The 24,186-nt window shown below is 54.5% G+C and carries 29 protein-coding genes; 7 read left to right on the plus strand and 22 right to left on the minus strand.

What is annotated here, in order from left to right:
- From AB4K05_RS11755 to fkpA, 9 genes are all read right to left on the minus strand, one after another.
- Positions 1-237 (minus strand): GTP-binding protein (locus tag AB4K05_RS11755; RefSeq protein WP_000031668.1); only part of this gene is annotated, 237 nt, incomplete at its 3' end.
- A gap of 69 nt (positions 238-306) precedes the next feature.
- A complete protein-coding gene (gene fusA / locus AB4K05_RS11760; protein WP_368480163.1) occupies positions 307-2,421 on the minus strand; it encodes an elongation factor G in 2,115 nt (704 codons plus the stop codon).
- Between the two features lie 96 nt (positions 2,422-2,517).
- The gene (rpsG, locus tag AB4K05_RS11765) at positions 2,518-2,988 is read right to left on the minus strand and encodes a 30S ribosomal protein S7 (protein ID WP_052282782.1); all 471 of its coding nucleotides are present in this window, start codon (positions 2,986-2,988) and stop codon (positions 2,518-2,520) included.
- 95 nt (positions 2,989-3,083) lie between these two features.
- Entirely contained in the window at positions 3,084-3,458 is a 375-nt protein-coding gene (gene rpsL, locus AB4K05_RS11770; protein WP_003023654.1) for a 30S ribosomal protein S12, read from the minus strand.
- Positions 3,459-3,581: 123 nt separating this feature from the next.
- Positions 3,582-3,869 carry a sulfurtransferase complex subunit TusB gene (gene tusB, locus AB4K05_RS11775; RefSeq protein WP_368480164.1) on the minus strand — a complete coding sequence of 96 codons (288 nt, stop codon included), beginning with the start codon at positions 3,867-3,869 and terminating at the stop codon, positions 3,582-3,584.
- 7 nt (positions 3,870-3,876) lie between these two features.
- On the minus strand, positions 3,877-4,236 hold the full coding sequence (tusC, locus tag AB4K05_RS11780) for a sulfurtransferase complex subunit TusC (protein WP_368480165.1): 360 nt from the start codon (positions 4,234-4,236) through the stop codon (positions 3,877-3,879).
- Positions 4,236-4,622 carry a sulfurtransferase complex subunit TusD gene (tusD, locus tag AB4K05_RS11785; RefSeq protein WP_368480166.1) on the minus strand — a complete coding sequence of 129 codons (387 nt, stop codon included), beginning with the start codon at positions 4,620-4,622 and terminating at the stop codon, positions 4,236-4,238. The genes tusC and tusD overlap by 1 nt, the downstream gene beginning before the upstream one ends.
- A complete protein-coding gene (locus AB4K05_RS11790) occupies positions 4,622-5,344 on the minus strand; it encodes a transcriptional regulator (protein WP_368480167.1) in 723 nt (240 codons plus the stop codon). Before AB4K05_RS11790 ends, tusD begins: the two co-directional genes overlap by 1 nt.
- Positions 5,345-5,509: 165 nt before the next feature.
- Entirely contained in the window at positions 5,510-6,331 is an 822-nt protein-coding gene (gene fkpA, locus AB4K05_RS11795) for an FKBP-type peptidyl-prolyl cis-trans isomerase (RefSeq protein ID WP_368480168.1), read from the minus strand.
- A 231-nt stretch (positions 6,332-6,562) separates the two neighbouring features.
- Between fkpA and AB4K05_RS11800 the strand changes: the two genes are divergently transcribed.
- A complete protein-coding gene (locus tag AB4K05_RS11800; RefSeq protein ID WP_061282479.1) occupies positions 6,563-6,781 on the plus strand; it encodes a protein SlyX in 219 nt (72 codons plus the stop codon).
- Between the two features lie 113 nt (positions 6,782-6,894).
- On the opposite strand, the gene slyD is transcribed toward AB4K05_RS11800, so the two are convergent.
- The 4 genes from slyD to kefG form a co-directional block, all read right to left on the minus strand.
- A complete protein-coding gene (gene slyD, locus AB4K05_RS11805; RefSeq protein WP_368480169.1) occupies positions 6,895-7,485 on the minus strand; it encodes a peptidylprolyl isomerase in 591 nt (196 codons plus the stop codon).
- 95 nt (positions 7,486-7,580) lie between these two features.
- Entirely contained in the window at positions 7,581-7,781 is a 201-nt protein-coding gene (locus AB4K05_RS11810; protein WP_368480170.1) for a YheV family putative zinc ribbon protein, read from the minus strand.
- A gap of 10 nt (positions 7,782-7,791) precedes the next feature.
- A complete protein-coding gene (kefB, locus tag AB4K05_RS11815) occupies positions 7,792-9,597 on the minus strand; it encodes a glutathione-regulated potassium-efflux system protein KefB (protein WP_368480553.1) in 1,806 nt (601 codons plus the stop codon).
- Positions 9,597-10,151 (minus strand): glutathione-regulated potassium-efflux system ancillary protein KefG, encoded by a 555-nt coding sequence (gene kefG, locus AB4K05_RS11820; protein ID WP_368480171.1) that lies wholly within the window; start codon positions 10,149-10,151, stop codon positions 9,597-9,599. Before kefG ends, kefB begins: the two co-directional genes overlap by 1 nt.
- 130 nt (positions 10,152-10,281) lie before the next feature.
- On the opposite strand from kefG, the gene AB4K05_RS11825 reads away from it, so the two are divergent.
- Positions 10,282-12,186, plus strand: a complete 1,905-nt coding sequence (locus AB4K05_RS11825) for an ABC transporter ATP-binding protein (RefSeq protein WP_368480172.1) — start codon at positions 10,282-10,284, stop codon at positions 12,184-12,186.
- Between the two features lie 16 nt (positions 12,187-12,202).
- Positions 12,203-13,135, plus strand: coding sequence for a LysR family transcriptional regulator (locus tag AB4K05_RS11830; RefSeq protein ID WP_368480173.1), 933 nt, complete (start codon positions 12,203-12,205; stop codon positions 13,133-13,135).
- A gap of 79 nt (positions 13,136-13,214) precedes the next feature.
- On the opposite strand, the gene mdcH is transcribed toward AB4K05_RS11830, so the two are convergent.
- The 8 genes from mdcH to mdcA form a co-directional block, all read right to left on the minus strand.
- Positions 13,215-14,114, minus strand: coding sequence for a malonate decarboxylase subunit epsilon (mdcH, locus tag AB4K05_RS11835; RefSeq protein WP_368480174.1), 900 nt, complete (start codon positions 14,112-14,114; stop codon positions 13,215-13,217).
- On the minus strand, positions 14,114-14,737 hold the full coding sequence (locus AB4K05_RS11840) for a malonate decarboxylase holo-ACP synthase (protein WP_368480175.1): 624 nt from the start codon (positions 14,735-14,737) through the stop codon (positions 14,114-14,116). Before AB4K05_RS11840 ends, mdcH begins: the two co-directional genes overlap by 1 nt.
- Positions 14,738-14,740: 3 nt before the next feature.
- A complete protein-coding gene (locus AB4K05_RS11845) occupies positions 14,741-15,700 on the minus strand; it encodes an AEC family transporter (protein WP_368480176.1) in 960 nt (319 codons plus the stop codon).
- A 123-nt stretch (positions 15,701-15,823) separates the two neighbouring features.
- Entirely contained in the window at positions 15,824-16,624 is an 801-nt protein-coding gene (mdcE, locus tag AB4K05_RS11850) for a biotin-independent malonate decarboxylase subunit gamma (RefSeq protein ID WP_368480554.1), read from the minus strand.
- Positions 16,624-17,457: a biotin-independent malonate decarboxylase subunit beta gene (locus AB4K05_RS11855; protein ID WP_368480177.1), complete on the minus strand. Its 834-nt coding sequence runs from the start codon at positions 17,455-17,457 to the stop codon at positions 16,624-16,626. Before AB4K05_RS11855 ends, mdcE begins: the two co-directional genes overlap by 1 nt.
- Complete coding sequence (mdcC, locus tag AB4K05_RS11860; protein WP_368480178.1) at positions 17,450-17,749, minus strand: malonate decarboxylase acyl carrier protein; 300 nt, start codon at positions 17,747-17,749, stop codon at positions 17,450-17,452. The genes AB4K05_RS11855 and mdcC overlap by 8 nt, the downstream gene beginning before the upstream one ends.
- A gap of 9 nt (positions 17,750-17,758) precedes the next feature.
- Entirely contained in the window at positions 17,759-18,616 is an 858-nt protein-coding gene (locus AB4K05_RS11865; RefSeq protein WP_368480179.1) for a triphosphoribosyl-dephospho-CoA synthase, read from the minus strand.
- The gene (gene mdcA, locus AB4K05_RS11870; RefSeq protein ID WP_368480180.1) at positions 18,616-20,271 is read right to left on the minus strand and encodes a malonate decarboxylase subunit alpha; all 1,656 of its coding nucleotides are present in this window, start codon (positions 20,269-20,271) and stop codon (positions 18,616-18,618) included. The genes AB4K05_RS11865 and mdcA overlap by 1 nt, the downstream gene beginning before the upstream one ends.
- A gap of 249 nt (positions 20,272-20,520) precedes the next feature.
- Between mdcA and AB4K05_RS11875 the strand changes: the two genes are divergently transcribed.
- The 3 genes from AB4K05_RS11875 to AB4K05_RS11885 are packed head-to-tail and all read left to right on the plus strand — an operon-like array spanning position 20,521 to position 22,680.
- Positions 20,521-21,543 carry a hydrolase gene (locus AB4K05_RS11875; protein WP_368480181.1) on the plus strand — a complete coding sequence of 341 codons (1,023 nt, stop codon included), beginning with the start codon at positions 20,521-20,523 and terminating at the stop codon, positions 21,541-21,543.
- Positions 21,540-21,758 carry a YheU family protein gene (locus AB4K05_RS11880; protein WP_368480555.1) on the plus strand — a complete coding sequence of 73 codons (219 nt, stop codon included), beginning with the start codon at positions 21,540-21,542 and terminating at the stop codon, positions 21,756-21,758. The genes AB4K05_RS11875 and AB4K05_RS11880 overlap by 4 nt, the downstream gene beginning before the upstream one ends.
- Positions 21,759-21,816: 58 nt before the next feature.
- Complete coding sequence (locus tag AB4K05_RS11885) at positions 21,817-22,680, plus strand: phosphoribulokinase (RefSeq protein WP_368480182.1); 864 nt, start codon at positions 21,817-21,819, stop codon at positions 22,678-22,680.
- Between the two features lie 116 nt (positions 22,681-22,796).
- Here the strand turns inward: AB4K05_RS11885 and AB4K05_RS11890 are convergent, their stop codons facing one another.
- Positions 22,797-23,201 carry an OsmC family protein gene (locus AB4K05_RS11890; protein WP_052282806.1) on the minus strand — a complete coding sequence of 135 codons (405 nt, stop codon included), beginning with the start codon at positions 23,199-23,201 and terminating at the stop codon, positions 22,797-22,799.
- Between the two features lie 304 nt (positions 23,202-23,505).
- Between AB4K05_RS11890 and crp the strand changes: the two genes are divergently transcribed.
- Complete coding sequence (crp, locus tag AB4K05_RS11895; RefSeq protein ID WP_039332728.1) at positions 23,506-24,138, plus strand: cAMP-activated global transcriptional regulator CRP; 633 nt, start codon at positions 23,506-23,508, stop codon at positions 24,136-24,138.
- Positions 24,139-24,186 lie beyond the last annotated feature (48 nt).

Below are 24,186 nucleotides of genomic sequence, written 5' to 3' on the forward strand. Positions count from 1 at the left end.
GTGTGCGTAGTGGCGAGTCGGGGTGTCATATTCAACGTGGGAAGTGTTGATGGTGATACCACGAGCTTTTTCTTCTGGTGCGTTATCGATCTGGTCGAAAGCACGAGCAGCGCCGCCGTAGGTTTTAGCCAGTACGGTGGTGATTGCAGCAGTCAGAGTAGTTTTACCGTGGTCGACGTGGCCGATAGTACCAACGTTGACGTGCGGTTTTGTACGTTCAAATTTTTCTTTAGACACGGCTATATTCCTTACTATAGTGCTCTCCCCTTTGGAGAGAGCACGGGACTTAGGTTTTAATCCTGTGGCTTATTTACCACGGGCTTCAATAACGGCCTGAGCAACGTTGTTCGGCGCATCGTCATACTTCAGGAACTCCATGGAGTAAGAAGCACGACCTTTGGTCAGTGAACGCAGTTGAGTTGCATAACCAAACATTTCAGACAGCGGAACTTCAGCATGAATCTGAACACCAGTAGCGTTAGATTCCTGACCTTTCAGCTGACCACGACGACGGCTAAGGTCACCGATAACGTCACCAGTGTTCTCTTCCGGAGTCTCTACTTCAACCTTCATGATAGGCTCAAGCAGAACTGGTTTTGCTTTCTTAAAGCCATCTTTGAAGGCGATAGAAGCGGCCAGTTTAAACGCCAGCTCAGAGGAGTCAACGTCATGGTAAGAACCGAAGTGCAGACGCACGCCCAGATCAACAACCGGATAGCCAGCCAGTGGGCCAGATTTCAGCTGTTCCTGGATGCCTTTATCAACGGCAGGGATGTATTCACCAGGAATTACACCACCTTTGATGTCGTTGATGAACTCGTAGCCTTTCGGGTTAACACCCGGCTCCAGTGGGTACATGTCGATAACAACATGACCGTACTGACCGCGACCACCAGACTGCTTAGCGTGTTTACCTTCGATATCGGTAACTTTCGCGCGAATCGCTTCACGGTAAGCAACCTGAGGTTTACCGACGTTCGCTTCAACGTTGAATTCACGCTTCATGCGGTCAACGATGATGTCGAGGTGCAGCTCACCCATACCGGCGATAATGGTCTGGTTAGATTCTTCATCAGTCCATACGCGGAATGATGGATCTTCTTTAGCCAGACGGCCCAGAGCCAGACCCATTTTTTCTTGGTCAGCTTTGGTTTTCGGTTCTACTGCGATGGAGATTACCGGCTCAGGGAATTCCATACGCTCCAGAATGATCACGTGGTCTGGGTCACAAATGGTGTCACCAGTGGTCACGTCTTTCAGACCGATAGCCGCAGCGATGTCGCCTGCGCGAACTTCTTTGATCTCTTCACGCTTGTTAGCATGCATCTGTACGATACGACCAAAACGTTCACGAGCCGATTTCACTGGGTTGTATACAGTGTCACCGGAGTTAACAACACCTGAGTACACACGGAAGAACGTCAGGTTACCCACAAACGGGTCGGTAGCAATTTTGAATGCCAGAGCAGCAAATGGCTCTTCATCGCTAGCGTGACGCTCAGCTGGAGTATCTTTACCGTCATCCAGCATACCGTTGATCGCAGGTACGTCGACTGGGGATGGCAGGTAATCAATTACCGCATCCAGCATCGCCTGAACACCTTTGTTCTTGAACGCAGAACCACAGGTTACGAGGATGATTTCGTTGTTCAGAACGCGCTGACGCAGAGCAGTCTTGATCTCTACTTCAGTCAGTTCTTCACCACCCAGGTATTTCTCCATCAGCTCTTCTGAAGCTTCCGCAGCGGACTCAATCAGGTTCTGGTGCCATTCGTCAGCCAGTTCCTGCATGTCTGCTGGAATATCTTCATAAGTGAAGGTTACGCCTGCATCTTCTTCGTTCCAGTTGATGGCTTTCATTTTCACCAGGTCAACAACACCGGTGAAATGTTCTTCAGCACCAATTGCCAGCTGCAGCGGAACCGGAGTCGCGCCCAGACGGGATTTGATCTGACCAACAACTTTCAGGAAGTTAGCACCCATACGGTCCATTTTGTTAACGAACGCGATGCGTGGAACTTTATATTTGTTAGCCTGACGCCATACGGTTTCAGACTGTGGCTGAACACCACCAACTGCGCAGTAAACCATTACCGCACCATCAAGAACACGCATGGAACGTTCTACTTCGATAGTGAAGTCAACGTGCCCTGGGGTGTCGATGATGTTTACACGGTGTGGTTCATACTGCTTAGCCATACCAGACCAGAATGCAGTAGTCGCCGCGGAAGTGATGGTAATACCACGTTCCTGCTCCTGCTCCATCCAGTCCATAGTAGCCGCGCCGTCGTGAACTTCACCGATTTTGTGGTTTACACCGGTGTAGAACAGAATACGTTCGGTAGTAGTGGTTTTACCGGCGTCGATGTGCGCACTGATACCGATGTTACGGTAGCGTGCGATGGGTGTTGTACGAGCCATTTGATTCCTCGTTTATCTTTTTAGGCGTTCAGTTAAGTAACCCAAAGCGGGCAGCTTCTCTGAAGCGCCCGCCTGGTGACTAATACTCCGAAGGGATTACCAACGGTAGTGTGCGAACGCCTTGTTGGCATCTGCCATACGGTGAACGTCTTCACGTTTCTTAACTGCAGTACCTTTGTTGTCTGCAGCATCAGAAAGTTCGTTCGCCAGGCGCAGAGCCATGGATTTATCACCGCGTTTACGAGCGGCTTCAACGATCCAACGCATTGCCAGAGCATTACGACGAACCGGACGGACTTCAACTGGTACCTGATAAGTAGAACCACCAACGCGGCGAGACTTAACTTCGACAGTCGGGCGTACGTTTTCGAGGGCTACTTCAAAGGCTTCCAGACCATCTTTACCAGAGCGCTGAGCCAGGGTCTCCAGTGCGCTGTATACGATGGTTTCTGCGGTAGATTTTTTACCATCTACCATCAGGATATTTACAAATTTAGCCAGCAATTCTGATCCGAACTTAGGATCCGGCAGGATTTTACGCTGACCAATGACGCGACGACGTGGCATGGGAATACTCCGTTGTTAATTCAGGATTGTCCAAAACTCTAAGAGTTTATTTTGACATTAATATAAAACGTTTGGCCTTACTTAACGGAGAACCATTAAGCCTTAGGACGTTTCACGCCATACTTGGAGCGTGATTGCTTACGGTCTTTAACGCCGGAGCAGTCAAGCGCACCACGAACGGTGTGGTAACGAACACCCGGAAGGTCTTTTACACGACCGCCACGGATCAGGATCACGGAGTGCTCCTGCAGGTTGTGACCTTCACCACCGATGTAGGAAGTCACTTCAAAACCGTTAGTCAAACGCACACGGCATACTTTACGCAGTGCGGAGTTTGGTTTTTTAGGAGTGGTAGTATATACACGAGTACATACGCCACGTTTCTGCGGGCATGCTTCCAGTGCAGGCACGTTGCTCTTTGCAACTTTGCGTGCGCGTGGTTTGCGTACCAGCTGGTTAACTGTTGCCATTAAATAGCTCCTGGTTGTAGCTTTCGCTTCGTAAACACGTAATAAATCGCCTCATGCAATATGAGGACGCGAAATTTTAGGGCTATGCCGATAGGGTGTCAAGAAATATACAACGGTACGATGTTACCAAGCGACCTGCGCCGAGTGTTTTACCGTGAGCCTGACGAAGTCAGTATAGCTGACCATGATAGCATCGCTCGAAATTTGAGCACAAAGACCGCGCGCCTGCGTATCCTCTTTCAACACATAGACAGATATGGGGGCACGGCGAAGAATTTCAACAAAGTGACTGTTTTCTACCGCGGCCAGCACGCCATCCGCTATTAGCAGTAAGTCATCGCCCTCGTCCATCAGACGGAGCATGCCAGGGATATCGGCATGCCACGGAGAGGTACTTAGCATATGCAGCATAGAAGCCTCAGAAACGTAAAATCACGTCGAATTCATTAAGCTGCTGGCGCAGCGCATCCGGTTCAAGCGGTTCAACGTCAGTCACAAAACTCACATCCGCCGCCAGCCCGCGCTCGCGCATGGAAGCGGCACAAATCCAACAGTTCTCGATATCGTAAAGGGCCAGCAGTTTGAAGGTTGCGATGTAATCGCGAGCCAGAATCACACCCGGCTTCTGCTGACTCAGCGGCTGAAACACCCCGTCGCCAATGAAAAAGACGCCGAGATCGTCGCTCAGCGCCGACGTCGCCAACAACGCGTCCAACCCTTCCCGACCCGCAGTGCTGCCATGTGGCGCAGTGGAAAAAACAAAGGCAACGCGTTTCATTAGAATTGTACCGTTCGATCACAGGTCAATGCGGCCTCAGCCAGCGCGCCTAGCCCACTCAGGGAAAAGCCCGGCTGTAGGTTGAATCCGGATAGCCCTAACCGAGCAGCTTCCTTCTCATCGGTTATACCACGACGCAGCGCCGCGGCGACGCAGATATGTAACGCCACACCGTGCTGGTCATGCAGTGACGTCCACGCACGAACAAGGTCGAATTCATCGCTAGCAGGAGAAGTCAGTTGGTTGGCGTTATACACGCCTTCGCGGTAGAAAAAAACGCAGGCTAACTCATGGCCTTCCGCCAGCACCGCCTGAGCAAACAGCAGCGCGCTGCTTGCCTGCTGTGTGCCATACGCAGGCCCCGTTACCATCAGGGCAAAACGCATTACTTATCCTGCCCCACAAAATCGCCGCTTTTGAACTGGCGAATGTAGAGGTAGACCGTATGTTTGGAAATGTTCAAACGATCGGCAACCTGGTTGATAGCGTCTTTGATATCAAAGATCCCTTTCTCGTAGAGGTTAAGCACGATCTGGCGATTTTTAGCGTTGTTGGAAACATTACGATCGGCATTCACCTCTTCGATGGTGAATTCAAGCGTCTGGGTAACCAAGTCCTCAACCGAGGAGGCAAAGTTAACCGAAGAGCCCACTTCCGGCGTTTCCGGCGGAATAAAGGTATTCATAATCTGTGAGAACGGCACATCGAGGTTCATGTTGATGCACAGCAAACCGATGACCCGGTGGTCACGGTTACGAATGGCGATAGTCTCGGACTTCATCAATACGCCACTTTTAGCGCGAGTAAAATAGCATTTGGAAACGCTGCTATCCGCTCCGGTCATATCATGCAACATACGCAGCGCGAGATCGGTAATCGGGGAACCGATTTTTCGCCCGGTATGTTCACCGTTGGCAATGCGTATTGCCGAGCACTTCAGATCCTGCAGTGAGTGCAACACAATTTCACAGTGGGAACCAATGAGCATCGCCAACCCGTCCACAACCGCTTCGTAGGATTTAAGGATATCGAAGTCTGTTTGATCGAAAGGACGTTGATCCAGTAAATCTAGTTCACTGGTTTCGTTGGTTAAAAGCGACCTGGACATGAAAAAAAGCACTCCTTTTCAGGAGCCTGTCGTTATGTTGTCAGGGCAGGCTCATCACTATTAGGGGCATCTAAAGTAATACAGCGCATACGGCGCTTTCCAGCATTAATTATATCCTGCAGATAATAAAAAGCCGCCGCCCTATAGGCGGCGGCTTTTATGCTCTTACTTTTTAGCGGCATCTGCGGCTTTCGCAGCCGGTGCTGCTTCTGGCTGCGCATCCGCTTTCGGCGCCTGTTTGATGTCTAACAATTCAACATCAAATACCAGCGTGGAGTTTGCCGGAATACCTGGAACGCCGGTTTTGCCGTAAGCCAGATCCGGTGGGATGACCAGTTGAATTTTACCGCCTTTCTTGATGTTTTTCAGACCTTCGGTCCAGCCTGGGATCACGCCATCCAGACGGAAGGAGAGAGGCTCACCGCGGGTGTAAGAGTTATCGAACTCTTTACCGTCGGTCAGAGTACCTTTGTAGTTAACCACTACGGTGTCGCTGTCTTTCGGCGCATCACCGGTACCTTCTTTCTCAACTTTGTACATCAGGCCGGATTTAGACGTTTTGACGCCCTTCTCTTTGGCGAATTTCTCGCGGAAGGCCTTACCTTTCGCTTCGCTGTCAGCAGCGTCTTTTTCCATTTTCGCCTGAGCAGAAGTCTTCACGCGAGTTTCAAACGCCTGCAGAGTTTGTTCAATTTCCTGATCGGACAGTTTGCTCTTATCCGCAAACGCGTCCTGAACACCGGCGATCAGCTGGGCTTTATCCAGTTTGATGCCCAGTTTTTCCTGTTCTTTCAGAGAGTTTTCCATGTAACGACCCAGCGATGCGCCCAGCGCATAGGCAGATTTCTGGTCGTCATTTTTGAATGCCGCTTTGCTGTCCGCAGCGGGTGCCGCTTTTGCCGCAGTATCAGCAGCAAAAGTCAGTGGCGCATTCAGTGCAACGGCCATTGTGGTTGCCAGAAGCGTTACTTTAAACAGTGATTTCATCCATCTCTCCAGGGCCGGGGCCTCTCGCCCCAATGTTAACTAAATGAGAAGCGTACTATAAAACGTTGTAGAGGAAATCTACATACGAACGCCTCTTATATCGACTCTTTTCAGACTCTTTTTGTTTAAATTAGTTTCCGCTCACGTGACACAGTGCTGCGCAAGCGAAAAAAGTTGCGTAGAATCCGCGCGTCAGAAACGATTTTGGCGATAACAGTAGAGAGAGACATCATGAAGGAAACAACTATCGAAGTACGTTTGGCTGAGCTTGAAAGCCGACTGGCCTTCCAGGAGGTAACCATTGATGACCTCAACCAAACGGTCACCGCCCACGAACTGGAAATGGCAAAACTGCGCGAACACCTGCGACTACTGACCGACAAGTTGAAGGCTAGCCAGCCGTCCAACATTGCATCCCAGTCGGAAGAGACGCCACCGCCACACTATTGAGGCGAAAAAAAAAGCGGGAATATCCCGCTTTTTTTGTGCTGAGTAGCAACGTAAACGTCCTACCCAAGCTGCTATAAGCCTGATTAGCGTAGCGCCATCAGGCAATCAGCCGATTAGTGGCAACCGCAACCGCCGTTACCGCAACCGCCTTTACCATGTTCATGACCGTGGTCGTGGTCATGGCCGTGGCCGCCACAGCAACCATCATGGCCGTGATCGTGGTCATGGTCGTGGCCGTTAGCACCGTGAACGTGGCCGTGAGCCAATTCTTCTTCGGTTGCTTCGCGGATAGCGACAACTTCAACGTTGAACTTCAGGTTCTGGCCAGCCAGCATGTGGTTACCATCAACCACAACGTGCTCGTCTTCAACTTCGGTGATTTCAACTGGAACTGGACCCTGATCGGTTTCAGCCAGGAAACGCATGCCAACCTGCAGTTCGTCAACGCCCATGAACACGTCTTTAGGAACGCGCTGCACTAGGTTTTCGTCATACTGACCGTAAGCGTCGTTAGCTTGAACAGCGACGTCAAATTTATCGCCAACTTCGTGACCGTCCAGCGCATTTTCCAGGCCGGAGATCAGGGAACCGTGACCATGCAGGTAGTCCAACGGAGCACTTACCGGAGACTCATCAACCAATACACCGTCTTCTGTACGTACCTGATAGGCCAGGCTAACCACCAGGTCTTTTGCTACTTTCATGATATCTCCTGAGCATGGGAATATTTAGTGGCGCAGATTGTAGCGGAATTCTGCACCCGTGTACCCATAAGCTTAAAAAAAGACAGCACGGATCGCTACTCCGGATGAAAAATACCGATAACTTGTTCTTCTTTGCGCACGTGTTCCTTGGCCTGTTTATCCGCCTCGCGCATCTGGTGTCCGCACTTAACGCATTCAACCACATCAATATTATTTTCGCGCCACATTGCCATCGAATCCTGTGCCTGACACGACGGGCATTTTGCGCCCGCAATAAAACGTTTACGTATCGCCATCACTCACCTTCTATTCAAATTCGTCCCAGCCGTCCAACTGCCGCCTTTCCTGCTGCATTTCGCGCTGGAAGATCTCTTCCAGCTCGCGTCGGGCTTCACGCACGCGTGAAATCTGCTGCGTATCGCTGTGCACCGGCATCAGTTCGCGCAGCATCCGCATATCCAGCCGCTTAAAGTGCAGCTGCGCACGCTGCGCCTGATGCGGATGCATGCCGGTGGAGACCAGCGCTTTGCGCCCCAGCTCCAGCGCACTGGAGAAGGTCTCTCGCGAAAACTGTACCACGCCCGCCTGCAGCAGTTCGTGCGCCTCCACACGTCCTCGCGCTCGCGCCATAATATGCAAGTGTGGAAAGTGCTGTTGACAGATATCCACCAGCTTCATGGTGTCCTCTGGCTCATTACAGGTGATAACAATCGACTTCGCCTGTTCAGCCCCTGCGGAACGCAGCAGCTCGACCTGTGTCGCATCGCCGTAATAAACCTTATAACCGTATTTACGCATCAAATTGACCGCGCTGATATCTCGCTCCAGCACGGTTATCCGCAATTTGTTCGCCATCAGCAGGCGGCCAATCACCTGACCAAAACGACCAAAACCAACCACAATCACCTGCGGTTTATCATCTTCAACCCACGGTGCCTCATCCTCTTCTTCCGGCGTGTTAAAGCGCCGTGAGAGCACCCAGTCAACGATCTTCAATAACAGCGGCGTCGTCATCATCGAAAGGGTCACGGTAACCAGCAGCAGCGACATCTGATCGCCTTTAAACACCTTCAGCGATGAAGCCGCGGAGAACAGCACGAAAGCAAACTCGCCCCCCTGGCTCAACACGCCGGCAAACTGCATGCGTTCCGAGCTGCGCAGACCGTGAAGGTGAGCAAGTAAATAGAGCACCAGCGTCTTCACCGCCACCAGCACCGCCACGCAGGCAATCACCAGCAGCAAGTGGGTATAAAGCACGCCCAGATTGAGCGACATACCTACCGAAATAAAGAACAGCCCCAGCAGCAGCCCCTTAAACGGGTCGATGGCGATCTCCAGCTCGTGGCGGTATTCGCTCTCCGCCAGCAGTACACCGGCGATGAAGGTGCCCAGCGCCATCGACAGGCCGAGCGCATCCATGAACAGCGCGGAACCGAGCACCAAAAGCAGCGTCGCTGCAGTAAACACTTCGCGAACGCCGGAGCTGGCAATAAAGCGGAATACCGGTCGCAGCAGGTAACGCCCGCCAATCAGCATCCCGGCAAACGCCAGCACTTTTAATCCTACGGTATGCCAGTCAAAATGATCCTCCCCGGTGCCCGCCAGCAAAGGTACCAGCGCCAGCGCCGGGATCACCGCTAAATCTTGAAACAGCAGTACCGAAAAACCCAGTTGCCCAGACTCGCTGCGGTTCATGCCTTTTTCGCGCATCAGCTGTAGCGCCATCGCCGTCGACGACATCGCAAGGCCAATACCGCCAATCACCGCCGCTTGCCAAGAGAAGTCCGTCAGCATCAACAAGCCGCCGAGGATCGCCGCGCTAAAAAGCACCTGAGCAGCACCAATGCCAAAGATAGGACGCCGAAGCTGCCACAGCTTCGCCGGGTTCAGCTCCAGCCCGATGATAAACATCAAGAACACCACGCCCAGCTCGGAGAAGTGGAGGATTTCATCGACGTCGCTGATAAAGCCCAGCCCCCACGGGCCGATGGCGATCCCCGCCAGCAGGTAGCCGAGCACCGCACCAATACCCAACCGCGCTGCCAACGGCACCGCGGCTACGGCAGCAAAGAGAAACAGTACCCCGGCGAGTAATAAATCAGAACCTTCCATCATCGTCCTCCTACCGCTATCGGTGCGGCCAACCAGTCGGCGTAGGCGCGAGCATGGTTTGCCAGCTCATCAGGTGGCTGGCGACGCGCCCAGTAGACGATAATCGGGCTCATCCAGTGCATATGGCACATGGCGGCGGTCAGCTCAAACGGGCGCAGAATATCGCTCATCGGATAGCGATTCAGACCATCGTGCCGATAGGCGCTTTCAGGCTCACCGGTTGTGATAACGCTACGCCAGTACTTTCCCGCCAGCTCATTGCCCCCGACACCGCTGGCAAAGCCACGGCTTAACACGCGGTCTAGCCACTCTTTGAGTAGCGACGGGCAGCTATAGGTATACAGTGGATGCTGAAAAACAATCACATCATGCTCACGCAGCAACGCCTGTTCACGAGGAATATCGATAAAGAAATCAGGATAATGTGCATAAAGATCGTGCACGGTTACGTTGCTTAACTGCGAAGCCGGTTTAAGCAGAACCCGATTGGCCACCGAGTCCTGAGATTCCGGATGGGCATACAGCAGCAACACCTTCGCTGTCTGGGACATCATTCCCCTCCCGGTTTTGTCTTTTTGTCTATTTTCGACGTTTTAGGCTACCATTGCGCCTCGGTGCGGTACATCGCGCACACATTACATTATCACAATGACAATTTAACATAGTCAGAACATACGGCGCCTTATGATTGTTTTCTCCTCGTTACAAATTCGTCGTGGCGTGCGTGTCCTGCTGGATAACGCAACGGCCACCATCAACCCTGGGCAGAAAATTGGCCTAGTGGGGAAAAACGGCTGCGGCAAATCCACGCTGCTCGCTCTACTAAAAAACGAGATTGGCGCCGATGGCGGCAACTTTACCTATCCGGGAAACTGGCAGTTGGCATGGGTTAACCAAGAGACTCCGGCCCTAGCTGAACCGGCACTGGACTATGTGATTGACGGCGACCGCGAATTCCGCCAGTTGGAAGCGCAACTGCATGACGCCAACGAACGCAACGACGGGCACGCCATCGCCACCGTACACGGCAAACTGGACGCGATTGACGCGTGGACTATCCGCTCTCGCGCTTCCAGCCTGCTGCATGGTCTGGGCTTTAGCAATGAACAGCTCGAACGCCCGGTCAGCGACTTCTCCGGCGGCTGGCGTATGCGCCTGAACTTGGCGCAGGCACTGATTTGCCGTTCTGACCTGCTGCTGCTCGATGAACCGACTAACCACCTCGATCTCGATGCGGTTATCTGGCTCGAAAGATGGCTCAAAAGCTATCAAGGCACCCTGATCCTGATTTCTCACGACCGTGACTTCCTCGATCCGGTGGTGGACAAAATCATTCATATCGAACAGCAAACCATGTTCGAGTACACCGGCAACTACAGTTCGTTTGAGCGCCAACGCGCCACTCGCCTAGCCCAACAGCAGGCGCTGTACAAAAGCCAGCAGGAGCGCGTATCGCATCTGCAAAGCTACATCGACCGCTTCCGCGCTCAGGCCACCAAAGCTAAGCAGGCGCAGAGCCGCATCAAAATGCTCGAACGTATGGAGCTGATTGCCCCGGCCCACGTGGACAACCCGTTCCGCTTCAGCTTCCGCATGCCAGAAAGCCTGCCGAACCCACTGCTGAAAATGGAAAAGGTCAGCGCGGGCTACGGTGACCACACCATTCTCGAATCCATCAAGTTGAACCTCGTGCCCGGCTCGCGCATTGGTCTGCTTGGCCGCAACGGTGCGGGTAAATCGACGCTTATCAAACTGCTGGCCGGTGAACTGGCTCCGCTGCACGGCGAAATCGGTCTTGCGAAAGGTATTAAGCTCGGCTACTTCGCCCAGCATCAGTTGGAGTTCCTGCGTGCCGACGAATCGCCAATTCAGCATCTGGCGCGCATGGCGCCGCAGGAGCTGGAACAAAAGCTGCGTGATTACCTCGGCGGCTTCGGTTTCCAAGGCGATAAAGTGACCGAGCAAACCGCCCGTTTCTCCGGCGGTGAGAAAGCGCGTCTGGTGCTGGCACTGATTGTCTGGCAGCGCCCGAACCTGCTGCTGCTCGATGAACCGACCAACCACCTCGATCTCGATATGCGCCAGGCCTTGACCGAAGCGTTGATCGACTTCGAAGGCGCGCTGGTTGTGGTTTCGCACGATCGACACCTGATCCGCTCCACCACCGACGATCTTTATCTGGTACACGATAAAAAGGTCGAACCGTTCGATGGTGACTTGGAAGATTATCAGCAGTGGCTGAGCGATGTGCAAAAACAGGAAAACCAGAGCGATGAGCCGGCGAAAGACAACGTCAACAGCGCCCAGTCGCGTAAAGACCAAAAGCGCCGTGAAGCTGAGCTGCGCACTCTGACCCAGCCGCTGCGTAAAGAGATCACCCGTCTGGAAAAACAGATGGAGAAGCTCAACGCCCAGCTAGCAGAGGCTGAGGAAAAACTCGGAGACAGCGGCCTGTACGATCCAAGCCGCAAAGCGGAGATGACCGCCTGTTTGCAACAGCAGGCAAGTGCCAAATCCGGGCTGGAAGAGTGCGAAATGGCGTGGCTCGATGCGCAAGAGCAGCTAGAGCAAATGATGCAGAACGACTAACCACGAAGGCCGGACGATGAATCTATCAATCACCGACGATATTACCTTCCGCAAGCTGACCATCTTCATGACCTTTATGGAGAAAGGCAACATCGCTCGCACCGCTGAAGCGCTGGATATCAGCGGCGTTAGCGTTCATCGAGCGCTGCATACGCTGGAAGAGAACGTTCGTTGTCCGCTGTTCGTGCACAAAGGACGAAACCTCATCGCCCAACCCGCGGCATGGACGCTGCTGGAGTACTGCCAAGAAGTGACCCAATTGATGGAGCGTGGTCTGGAAGAGGCGCGTAAAACCGCCGGCGTCGGCCAAGGCCGTCTACGCCTCGGCACGCTCTACTCGCTGACGCTAGAAACGGTGCCGCATCTGATTATGGGCATGAAGCTACGTCGTCCGGATCTGGAGCTGGATTTGACCATGGGATCTAACGAAGCGCTGCTGAAAATGCTGGAAGACGGCACGCTAGACGCGATCCTTATCTCCATCTCCGAAAGCGAAATTGACCGCAACAGCCTAGAAGTGCTGCCGCTGTTCCACGATGATATCTACCTAGCCGCACCCATGTCTGCCGCGTTAGATCCCGACATGACGGCGGATCTACGCGACTACCGCAACGAGAAGTTCGTCTCGCTGGCGGAAGGGTTTGCCACCTACGCGGGGTTCCAAGAAGCCTTTCATATAGCCGGGTTTGAACCGGAGATCGTCACCCGGGTAAACGACATTTTCTCGATGCTGAGTCTGGTGCAGGCGGGCGTCGGCTTTAGCTTAATGCCTGGCCGGATGAAAAAGATGTATGAAAATACCGTGAAGCTGCAAAAGCTGTCCGACCCGTATCAAATGCGGCAGCTCATTGCAGTGGTGTTTGCGCGCAACCGCGAGCGCGACCCAAGCCTGCTGGCGCTGGCCGCCGAAGGGCGCATGTATGCGCGTAGCCTCAGCCCCGGTGCCTGATTGCCGGATGGCGTCGCTACGCGACTTATCCGGCCTACAGCCTACGTAGGCCCGATAAGCGCAGCGCCATCGGGCAATCTCACAGCCCCCGCAGCCTTTTAGCTAAATGCACTGCAACCTCCACGCCGCTGCGCTCCAGCGAAATAGACTCCCCTTCCCACGCAGCCTGACGCGTTAAACAGGTCAGTATGCCGCCGGGCGGCATCTCAATCGCCAGCCGTGCTTCACGTTCATTGGCGGAGATCACCGCCTCCTGCCAGCGCACCGTGCGCGCCATATTCATCGCTAAATCATCGGCAATACGTTCCGGCTGCCACAGCACACGACCGGTACTACCGCTCAAGTAGGCGTAACGCGGTCGGGAAAGCGTCACATGGCTGAACGCCTCAACCAGCTTGTGCGCGGGCTCGGCCAACAGTTCACAGTGCGACGGCACGCTCACCGCCAGGCGAGGCGCTTTGCTGGCCCCTTTGGCCATCGCACGTTTCGCCACTTCGGCCATCGCTTCATCAGGACCGGCAATCACAATCTGCGTTTCGGCGTTCAGGTTGGCGATATAGGTCCCGCTGCTTTCTACCAAGCGCTCAACCTGATTCAGCGTCAGCCCCATTATCGCCGTCAGACCGTAGCCGTGCGGGTAGGCCTGCTCCATTAAATCGCCGCGCAGCGCCACCAGCCTCAGCGCATCGGCAAAATCGAGCGCACCGGCAATCACCGCCGCCGGATACGCGCCAATGGAGAGTCCACTGACGATATCAGGCGCTACACCACGACGTTCTAACTCGCGTGCCCATGCAACGCCCGCAATCAGCAGAGACAGTTGAACGGCTCGGGTATGTTTGAGCGCCTCAGGGGTATCCAGCGTATCAACCTCAGCGCCAAGCACCTCACGCGCCTGGGCCAGTTCCGTCCCCGGAAGGTTTTGCAGCATTCCTGCGTGCTGCGTTCCCTGCCCCGGGAAGGTAAACAGAATTTTCATCACTCCTCCCTGCCCCACGGGTCGCGAACCAACTGCGGCCCCTGCGAGGTTTTTAACAGTGCTTTTCCATCACGCAGCCATTCATTGAGGGCAAAGCCGCCGCGCGGCGTATCCACTTGGGTATCAGCCCGGCAAAGTCCAGCCGTTAGCTGCTTCTGCCACGTTTCCAGCGCTTCACGGGAGAGCGGCTGCGGCGCGCGGATCAATAAATCCAGATCGCTTGCGGCATGGATAACAGGGATCCCGGTCGCCAGCGCGTAGCCGGTACTGCCGGTGATGCCCCACGTCCACGTCCACGGCCATGTCTGCTGCGCCAATAACAAAGCCACCTGGACCGGTGGCTGAGAGATAAAGGGCGAGCGCAGCAGCGACAGCGGGTCCACCAGCGACTCAGGCGAGCAGACGCGGACGACCGCCTCTGCTTTCACCCAACCGGCGGCACGCTGGTCGCGTTTCATCCCGCGGACACCCACGGGAATGCGCCCCTGCGCATCAACATCACGTCGCACCACTACCGGCAGGCCGCTATGCCAGACGGTATCCACCCAGGATTCCGTGACATCTTCAAGCGCGTCGCGCGCATTCAGCCAGATAAGGTCGTGGGGACGTAATGTTGTGCTCATGATTTAAATTCCTGAAGTCAGCGAGATAAACAGCGGCAGCGACAGGATACACAGTACTGAGCTCAACAGCAGCACAGCTTCAGCATCCGGTGACTGCACGCCAAAACGGTTGCCGAACACCACGCCGAAGAAACCCGCAGACAGAGCAATCATCAAAATCGCCGTGATAGCCACGGAACCATGCAGGCCGAGGATCAGTACGATGCCCCAAGCAATGGCCGGTTGGATCAGCAGTTTGGCGATAGTGGAGGTAATCACCACGGTGTTGATTTGCAGTTTACGCGCAGAGAGGATCACCCCGGTCAGGAACAGTGCAGCAGCGGTTGCCGACAGGCCCAGCGGTTTAATCGCCGCCAGCACGAGGTCTGGCATTTTGATGCCAATCGCCGAGAGAATAACCCCCAACAGCGGGCCCATCACAATCGGTTTTTTGATAGAACGCCACATCAGCACTGGCAGCATAGACAACGTTGAACCAGAGTTACCGCCTTCCGCACGCGCTTTTTCGCGCTCCAGAATCAGCAGACAGAACGGCGTCATCAATACAGAACCACAGGCGATAGACACGGCCACAGAGAGCGAAGTGGATGACGCTTCGCCCAGCACGCTGCCTAGAATCGGCAGACCCAGCGCAGCGTAGTTTGGCAGTGCGACGGTCAGCGTCAGTACGGCGGCATCCTGCGGAGATTTTTTGAAGACCTTCGTCGCCATGAAGTAGATGGCAGCATAAGTTATCCACATTGCCAGCGTCAGCACCACAATCAGCGGCGACTGCGCAACGATACCGGCCCATGGGGTTTGAACTGTCGCGCTAAACAGCGCGGCGGGTAATGCAAAGTCCATGACGAAGATGTTGAGCAGGGAGACATTCTTGTTGTCTACCATTTTGGCCTTCCCGGCCCAGAATCCCAGCAGCATGATGACGAAAATCGGAGCAAGAGCATGAACAATTACGTAAGTCATATTTCACCTGTAATGAAAAAAAGTTAGCACTGGCGCGATGATTATTATTTTCAGGATGCAGACTGCCTCACGGGCGCAATGGGCGCGCCCGCGGGGTCTTGCATCTGGCAGGTCTCTTTTTTCTTACCAGCTTGCCCGCATGCGTTCGCGTACGATGGCAGAGCTGCGGCGATTGTCAGCGCCCAAACGGCTTTTCAGCGTCGAGTCCTGACGAGCGTCTTTGATGGCCTGTTGCAAGGTGTTCACCACCAGCGTCAGATCGTTTGCAGATGGAGCATCTGGATTGCTGATATCCAGCAGGTTTTCCAGCAGCCCCAGGGTGGCGTAGTTACTGATGTCATACGCCATTGGCGGAATGGTAGCCGCCAGTTTTTCCAGCGCGTCAACGGTACGCAGGGTGATACGCGCCGCTGACTCTTTACCCATTGCGTGGATCAGCACGCCTTTGTCGTTAAAGGCAATCAGACGGTTGGCCTGGTAGCCGTGTGCCAGAAACGCACCGGACATGGCTTTGCCTACAATCAGACCAATCACCGGGTGGCCCGCCAAACGTGCATTGGCATACGCCGCCGCAGCACCGGCCAGCGCCTGGTGAATACCAAAACCTTCTTCACGACGACCGTACGCCTGGCTTGGCACATCAATGACTGCCACAATCGGACGTTTCACCGCGCTATTGGCATCAGCAGCGATGGTTTCACTGACAACTTTCGCCAACGTCCAGCCTTCCAGCAACCCGACTTCGCCTTTTGCAGCGCGTGGATAGTGGTTATTAGCATCTGGAACCACGGCAATAAAACGCACCGCTTCACCGTTAAGTTCGCCATCAGCAGCCTGTACGGACGGGCACAGCCCTGCCAGACGTTTGGCGTTCGGTACGAGGGTTTCTAGCCATAATTCGCCACGGCTTATTGAGTTACTCATCATTTCACCTCCCGGGCGAAAAGCGCATGAATCTGTTCAGTATCCGCCTGTTTACGCGTATCGAAATTTGTCAGACGGTCGAGATACCAGTCGTAGTTATCAGTGCGATGTTTAGCCGGTACACCTTTTGCCAGCGCATCGTTCATTGCCGCTTTCACCGCATTCACGCCGTCGCCGACCAGCGCTTCCACCAGCCCACTTTGGTAGCGGATTTCACCGCCGGTCATGCTCCAGATAAACGGACGGTCACGGGAGTCGTACTCTTCAATCCCGGCTTCCTGTTCGATAACCTGCGGACCATTCAGTCCCAGACGCGCTTCACGGGTGACGATCAGATAGCTACACAGCGCCGCTGCGATAGACATCCCGCCAAAGCAACCGACCGTACCGGCAACAATGCCGACAACCGGGGTATAACGGCGCAGGTCAACAATCGCCGCATGAATATCAGCAATGGCGGCAAGACCGAGGTTAGCTTCCTGCAAGCGCACGCCGCCGGTTTCGAGGCTTAGTACCGCCTGCGTTGGAATACCATTGCGGTTGTCTTCTGCCGCCAGCTCTAACGCCGCCGCCATTTTGGCACCGGACACTTCGCCCATGCTGCCGCCTTGGAATGCGCCTTCAATCGCCACAACCACAGCCGGTTTGCCGTTGATGGTGCCTTTCGCTACCACCATGCCGTCATCCGCCTGGGGAACGATGCCCTGTGCGCCTAGCCACGGTGACATCACGCCTTCAAATGGGTCGAGCAGTTCACGGTAGCTGCCTTCATCAAGCAGCGCATGCGCACGCTGACGTGCTTTTAATTCGATAAAACTGCGGTCATCACGCATAGCTCACCTCTTCAAAAACCTGTTCGATACGAATGCGCGCCACGCCAGGCGTTGCGCCGAAATCGTGGATCGTCAGTTTCCCGGCAGGCAGACTGCTTACCGTTTCTAAACGGTTAAACAGCGCTTCCCAGCGGCTACGGCTGTTATCGACGGAAGTGGTGATATCAATGGTTAACGTCTGGCTCTGGTCGGCGGTGAATAACACCTCCATATCCCCGGAGCCCACAACGCCGGCCAGCGCTTTACCGCTTAGGGTACGGCTGGCGGGTACGGTTAACGTAATGTGTTCCATAACATCCTCTTAATGCTTTAAATAAGGCGATTCGATGCGATCGAGAAACAGGGTAGCGGCCAGCAGATCTGCCGCACCGCCCGGTGAGGCGTTGAGCGCCAGCATCTGACGGTCGAGCACCGCCAGCGCCATCTGACCTGCCGGATGCGCGCTGCCACCAGCATTTAGCACAGCGCGCGCGCCGTCCTGCATGGCATCAAGCCCTTCCAGCCCCGCGCGGGACAGCACGCAGGTGTCGGTCAACGACGTCATAATGGCCATCAGCGCATCGAGTCTGGAGTGAGTTTCTCCGCTGCCATTCAAACGGCTAAGCCGCAGTTGGGGCAACGCACGCTGCATCACGTGTGGAAACGCCTGCTGAGCCTCTTCCCGTGCGCCTGGCACCTGATATCGGTGGGTGGCGCGCAGACCTTTGCTGAAGACCTTGGGAGCCGCCGCATCCGGCAGCTTCGCAAGCTCTGCGGCAGTCGCCGCAACCTGCTGCGCGCTGCCCGTGCCACCGTGCATTGCCACGGCGCTAACCAACAGCCCCAGCGCCCAAATGGCACCGCGGTGGGTATTCACGCCGTCGGTGGCGGCCATCATCTGTTTCTCGCCTTCGCGGCCGAGTCGCCCTACGATTTGTCTGAGAGCAATATCTGCCGGACGCTGCCAGCTTTGTAGCGCCAGCGCCTGAAAGGTCGGGGTCAAACTGTGCGCAGAGCGCTCCATCAGCGCGAGCGATAGATCGTGGTGCGCGCCGTTCCCCCGACTGTCCACCAGACCGGGTTTTGGGCTTAATCGTGCTTCGTCAATCAGACACTGCGTGGCGGTTCGCGCCAGCCATTCGGCACCGCCTTCAACCTGAATCTGGGGCAGAAGTTTCATTACCAGCTCCGGAATTTCGCAGGTGGGTTGTAAAGACCGCCGGACCATTCAACCAGATCCGACACGCTACCGGCTGCCAGCAGAGAACGCGTGGCATCAGTGCGGCGAATTCCCATATCTTCTGGGTAAACGACCTTGCCGCTCTGACGCAGTTCGGCTACGCGTTTCGCGTCAACGCCCAGACCGATATCGGTAATCCCCGCGACGGCAGCCACCATCGCACGACGTTCTTCGAGATCTTTTGCGCGGTAGAGGTAGGCGATACCTTCTTCAGTCAGCACGTGGGTCACGTCATCACCGTAGATCATGACAGGAGCCAGCGGCATACCGGAGCTTTTCGCCACTTCAACGGCATCGAGTTTTTCAACGAACGTTGGTTTCGCGCCGGCTTGGAAGGTTTCGACCATCTGCACGACAAGTTTCTTACCGCGCTGCATTGGGTCTGGCTCAGTTATCATGTTCAGCCAGGCCGGAGTCGCGTGGCGGCGACCGTGCGGATCGTGACCCATGTTAGGTGCACCGCCAAAACCGGACAGACGACCACGTGTCACCGTTGATGAGTTGGCATAACCATCAACCTGCAAAGTGGAGCCAATAAACATATCGACTGCGTACTGACCTGCCAGCTGGCAGAACGCGCGATTAGAACGCATGGAACCGTCGGCACCGGTAAAGAAGACGTCAGGACGGGCGCGGATATACTCTTCCATACCCAGCTCGCCGCCGAAGCAGTGCACGCTTTCCACCCAGCCGCTTTCAATCGCTGGAATAAGCGTAGGATGCGGGTTCAGCGTCCAGTGTTTACAGATCTTGCCTTTCAGGCCGAGCTGTTCACCGTAGGTTGGCAGCAGCAGCTCAATCGCCGCGGTGTTAAAACCGATACCGTGGTTGAGCGACTGCACCTGATGTTCCGCGTAGATGCCTTTAATCGCCATCATCGCCATCAGGATATGTTCTTGTTTAATCAGGCGTGGGTCGCGGGTAAACAGCGGTTCGATAAAGAACGGTTTGTCGGCAACAACCACGTAGTCAACCCATGACCCCGGAATGTCGACGCGCGGAAGATCGCACTCGTCGTCCACCAGCTCGTTCACCTGTGCGATGACGATACCGTCATGGAACGCGGCGGCTTCTACCAGCGCTGGCGTATCTTCAGTACTTGCGCCGGTGTAAAGGTTACCTTTGCGGTCGGCTTTAAAACCGGCAATCAGCGCCACGTTCGGCGAGAGATCAACATACAGACGGGAATACAGTTCGATGTAAGTATGGATAGCGCCAATTTCCAGCAGGCCATCTTCCAGCAGCTGCGAAATGCGCAGGCTTTGGGTACCGGAGAAGGAGAAGTCCAGCTTGCGGGCGATGCCTTTTTCAAAGATATCCAGATGTTCGCTACGCCCGACGCTTGGCATGATCATGTGCAGGTCGTGCACAATCTGCGGGTTCACCTCAGCCAGCATGCGGGATAAGAAATCTGCCTGCTTTTGGTTATTCCCTTCTAATACCACGCGGTCACCCGGCGCGATCAGTTTTTCCAGCATGGCGGTCAGGTCTGCGGTCGGCAGTACCTTGCCCTGCACCGGAATGGAAGCCAGACGTCGCTGTTTTTCCGTGCGACGTGTGTTCCAGACGCGTGCTGGTGTTTGCCCAGATAACATTATTAACCTCCTGATTCAGCTAATCATTTTGATTGCTTAACACGGGAAAGAGTGTGCACCCTGGTGAGAAAGTCATCAATTAAGCGTAGGCACAAATCATTAGCTTAAGAGTAATAATTGAAGTAACAATTTGTGATTAGGATCAGATTCAGCGGGGACAAAAAGGGCTACCGATGCCTCATTTTCATAAACACGATGGCAAAGTGGCGGTATAGTAGGCGCCAGATTTTAAGTAAACATCGCCGAGTTATGACTGAAACTACCCACCACGACCTCAACATCGACACTTCTAGCAGCGCGGACTTCGTGCCGATGCGCGGCATCAGCAATCGTCATCTTCAGACGATGCTGCCGCGTCTTATCCGCCGCAAGCTGCAGTTCACGCCCTGCTGGCAGCGTCTTGAGCTGCCGGACGGTGACTTTGTCGATCTGGCCTGGAGCGAAGATCCCGAAGCCGCGCGTCATAAGCCGCGTCTGGTGGTCTTTCATGGCTTGGAAGGCAGTTTGCACAGCCCTTATGCTCACGGTCTGATTAACGCCGCGAAACAGCAGGGCTGGCTCGGCGTGGTGATGCATTTTCGTGGCTGCAGCGGCGAACCGAACCGTCTGAACCGTATTTATCACTCCGGTGAAACGGAGGACGGCACCTGGTTCTTACATTGGCTGCGACGCGAATTTGGTGAAGTGCCAACGGCGGCGGTGGGCTATTCGCTCGGCGGCAATATGCTGGCCTGCCTACTGGCCAAAGAGGGTGATGACGTTCCGGTGGATGCGGCGGTGATTGTCTCAGCACCGTTTATGCTCGAAGCCTGCAGTTATCATATGGATAAAGGCTTCTCACGGGTTTACCAACGCTATCTGCTGAACCTACTCAAAGGCAACGCCGCGCGTAAGCTCAAAGCCTATCCCGGCTCGCTGCCGGTGGATTTACGCCAACTGAAGAGCATGCGACGTATTCGCGAATTTGATGACTCGATAACCTCGAAGATCCACGGTTTCGCTGACGCCATCGACTACTATCGCCAGTGCAGCGCGATGCCGACGTTGAGCAAAATTACCAAGCCGACGCTCATCATCCACTCGAAGGACGACCCGTTCATGGATCACCACTCGATTCCTGCGCAGGAAGAGCTGCCGGAAAACGTGGTGTATCAGCTAACCGAGCACGGCGGTCACGTTGGATTTATCGGCGGCACCCTGCGTCACCCGGAAATGTGGTTGGAAAAACGCATTCCCGCATGGCTGATGACCTGGCTTGGGGCGAAGGCATGATGATCCCCTGGCAGGACCTCGCCCCAGAGACGCTCGACAGATTGATTGAAAGCTTTGTCTTGCGCGAAGGCACTGATTATGGTGAATATGAACGCTCACTTGCGCAAAAGGTCGCCGACGTAAAACACCAGCTACAAACAGGCGAAGCGGTGCTGGTCTGGTCTGAACTCCACGAGACCGTCAACATCATGCCCCGTAACCAATTTCGCGGTTAACTATACTTGTTATCAGGAGGCGCTCGCTTCCTGATAGTCCGTTCAGGGAGTTATTCGCATGTCTGCCAAACATCCAGTTATTGCCGTCACCGGCTCCAGCGGAGCGGGCACCACCACCACCAGCCTCGCGTTTCGTAAAATATTCGGCCAGCTCAATCTACGGGCTGCGGAAGTTGAAGGGGATAGCTTTCACCGTTATACCCGTCCGGAAATGGATATGGCGATTCGTAAAGCTCGCGACCTCGGTCGCCATATCAGCTATTTCGGCCCGGATGCTAATGACTTCGGCCTGCTAGAACAGACCTTTCGCGACTACGGCGTAAACGGTAAAGGACAATCGCGTAAATATCTTCACACTTACGATGAAGCGGTGCCGTGGAATCAGGTGCCGGGAACCTTTACGCCCTGGCAACCGCTGCCGGAACCTACCGATGTGCTGTTTTATGAAGGGCTGCACGGCGGCGTGGTCACACCGCAGCATGATGTCGCGCGTCATGTCGATCTGCTGGTTGGCGTGGTCCCTATCGTTAACCTCGAGTGGATCCAGAAGATGATCCGCGATACCGGCGAGCGTGGACACTCACGCGAAGCGGTAATGGATTCTGTTGTGCGCTCAATGGAAGACTACATCAACTTCATTACGCCGCAGTTCTCCCGCACCCATATCAACTTCCAGCGCGTTCCTACGGTCGACACCTCAAACCCGTTCGCCGCGAAAAGCATTCCATCCCTTGATGAAAGTTTCGTGGTGATTCATTTCCGGAATCTAGAAGGGATCGATTACCCCTGGCTGCTGGCTATGCTGCAGGGCTCGTTCATTTCACATATGAACACGCTGGTGGTTCCTGGCGGGAAGATGGGGCTGGCGATGGAGCTCATTATGACGCCGCTGGTGCAGCGTCTGATGGAAGGTCGCAACTAAACCTTAAGCCTGATAACGCTTCGCTTATCAGGCCTACAGGATATTGCGGAACGTGTAGGTCGGGTAAGGCGCAGCCGCCACCCAACAGTAGCGCGGCGTACGCCCTTGTTAAGGCTTTACCCTTCAATCACTTCGTAAGAGTGGGTAATGTTCACCGCTTTTTCCAGCATCAGCGCCACGGAGCAGTATTTTTCAGCAGAGAGATCGACCGCGCGGGATACCGCGGCGTCTTTGAGCTCTTTGCCGGTCACAATGAAGTGCAGGTTGATATGAGTAAACAGGCGCGGTGCTTCTTCACGGCGTTCGGAGGTCAGCTTCACTTCACAGTCGGTCACGTTATAGCGACCCTTTTGCAAAATCGACACGACATCAATTGCGCTACAGCCACCCGCGGCCATCAGCACGACTTCCATTGGGCTTGGCGCTTTATCACCGGAGTTGCCATCCATCAAAATCTGGTGGCCTGAAGCGGACTCACCGAGGAAGGTTAACCCTTCAACCCATTTCACACGTGCTTGCATATTTTTTAACTCCAAGGTTGCAAATTTCTTCTCAGATTACGCGTACATAACAATTCTCGCAATGGAAGGCGATCGTCGTCATGCTGAAGCGAGACACCAGGAGACACGCGGCTAAAGCTATGCTAAAACAGTCAGGATGCTACGGTAATACATAAACGTACTGCAAGTATGCAGAGGACATCACATTACAGGCTGCGGCACGACTCGACAGCCGACTTCCCAGGTAACGGGAAGGATACTATTGCAACCAGTGGCTGCAATGTTTTTGCCGCTGGGAAGAGCTTATAACAGAGGATAACCGCGCATGGTGCTTGGCAAACCGCAAACAGACCCGACTCTCGAATGGTTCTTGTCTCATTGCCATATTCATAAGTACCCATCGAAGAGCACGCTGATTCACCAAGGTGAAAAGGCAGAGACGCTGTATTACATCGTAAAAGGCTCAGTGGCAGTACTCATCAAGGACGAAGAAGGCAAAGAGATGATCCTCTCTTACCTCAACCAGGGCGATTTTATCGGCGAGTTAGGCCTGTTTGAAGAAGGCCAAGAACGCAGCGCATGGGTACGTGCAAAAACCGCTTGTGAAGTTGCTGAAATCTCTTATAAAAAATTCCGTCAGCTGATTCAGGTTAACCCAGACATCCTGATGCGCCTTTCTTCGCAAATGGCTCGTCGTCTGCAGATCACCTCTGAAAAAGTTGGCAACTTGGCCTTCCTGGACGTGACCGGACGTATCGCCCAGACCCTGCTGAATCTGGCTAAACAGCCGGACGCAATGACCCACCCAGACGGTATGCAGATTAAAATCACCCGTCAGGAAATCGGTCAGATTGTAGGTTGTTCCCGCGAAACCGTGGGCCGCATCCTGAAAATGCTGGAAGATCAAAACCTGATCTCCGCACACGGCAAAACCATTGTCGTTTACGGTACCCGCTGATCCCGCATAAACGGCATATTGTCTGAACAGTATGCCGTTTTTATCTAT

Origin of the sequence: Kluyvera sp. STS39-E (assembly GCF_040932435.1) — a bacterium.
In the GTDB taxonomy this organism is placed as follows: Bacteria; Pseudomonadota; Gammaproteobacteria; order Enterobacterales; family Enterobacteriaceae; genus Kluyvera.